Raw genomic sequence first — 1,267 nt, 5'->3', positions numbered from 1 at the left:
GGGTCTGCTGCACGGATAGGTGACAGTTTCGGTTACGCGGCCTGGCTGGCCGGTGTGGTCATGATTGCTTCGAATTCGACCGGGGTCAACCGGCCCAGAGCGAGCTGTCGGCGCCGGCGGTGGTAGGTGCGTTCGATCCAGGTGACGATCGCGAGGCGGAGTTGCTCGCGGGTGTCCCATCGGCGGCGGTTGAGGACGTTCTTTTGCAGCAGGGAGAAGAAGCTCTCCATGGCGGCGTTGTCGCCGGCGGCGCCGACGCGGCCCATGGAGCCGACCATGTCGTGGTAGCCGAGGGCGCGGACGAATTTCCGGCTGCGAAATTGCGAGCCGCGGTCGCTGTGGCAGATGCAGCCACCAACATCGCCACGGCGACTGACAGCGCTGGCCAGCGCCTGGGTGGCCAGCCGGGACTTCATCCGGTCATCGATCGAGTATCCGACGATCCGATTGGAGAACACGTCCTTGATCGCACACAGATAAAGCTTGCCCTCGCCGGTCATGTGTTCAGTGATGTCGGCCAGCCACAATTGGTTTGGTGCATCGGCGGTGAAGTTCCGGCCGACCAGGTCGTCGTGGACCGGCGGGCCGGGGGTCTTGCCGTTCTTACCCCGCTTCTTGCCGAACACGCTCCACCACTGGTTCTGCGAGCAGATCCGCCAGGCGGTGCGCTCGGCCATCGCCTGGCCGGCATCTGCGGCTTCGGCCACCAGGAACCGGTAGCCGAACTCCGGGTCGTCGCGGTGAGCGTCGAACAGGGCGTTGGCCCGGTAGGCCTCGGTGCGCTGCGCGTCGGTGATCGGGTTGGCCAGCCAGCGGTAGTAGGGCTGGCGGGCGAGCTTAAGTACCCGGCACGTCACCGCCACGGGGATGCCGTCGGCGGCGAGCTCTTTCACGAGCGGGTAGAGCTTTTTCCCGGCAGATTGGCCTGTGACAGATACGCTGCCGCCCGGCGAAGCACCTCGTTCTCCTGTTCCAACAACCGGTTGCGGCGACGCAGTTCCCGCAGCTCAGCCGACTCATCGGTGCTGCGTCCTGGTTTGGTGCCCTCATCGATATCGGCTTGGCGCATCCACTTGGTCAGCGTCATCGGGTGCACCCCGAAATCGGTGGCGATCTGCTCGATCGTCACACCGTCGTCGCGGTTACGGGCGACCCGCACGACGTCGTCGCGGAACTCTCTCGGATAAGGCCTTGCCATGCTGACATCCTTCCAGCCCACCCCACGGGGCAAGCCAACTCAGATGTCACCTGTTCATGCAGCAGACCC

At 65.0% G+C, this 1,267-nt stretch carries 1 protein-coding gene; it reads right to left on the bottom strand.

Annotated elements, in window-relative coordinates; genetic code table 11:
* Positions 1–32: 32 nt before the first annotated feature.
* A protein-coding gene (locus ACAG26_RS27625) for an IS3 family transposase (RefSeq protein ID WP_370486263.1) occupies positions 33–1,198 on the bottom strand; the annotation gives its coding sequence in 2 pieces (ribosomal slippage) (positions 33–911 and positions 914–1,198; 1,164 coding nt in all).
* Between the last annotated feature and the right edge of the window lie 69 nt (positions 1,199–1,267).

It is taken from the genome of Mycobacterium sp. pUA109, from assembly GCF_041287095.1.
Lineage (GTDB): Bacteria > Actinomycetota > Actinomycetes > Mycobacteriales > Mycobacteriaceae > Mycobacterium.
The sequence above is the reverse complement of the archived record's forward strand: the minus strand, read 5'-3'. Positions and strand labels throughout refer to the sequence as shown.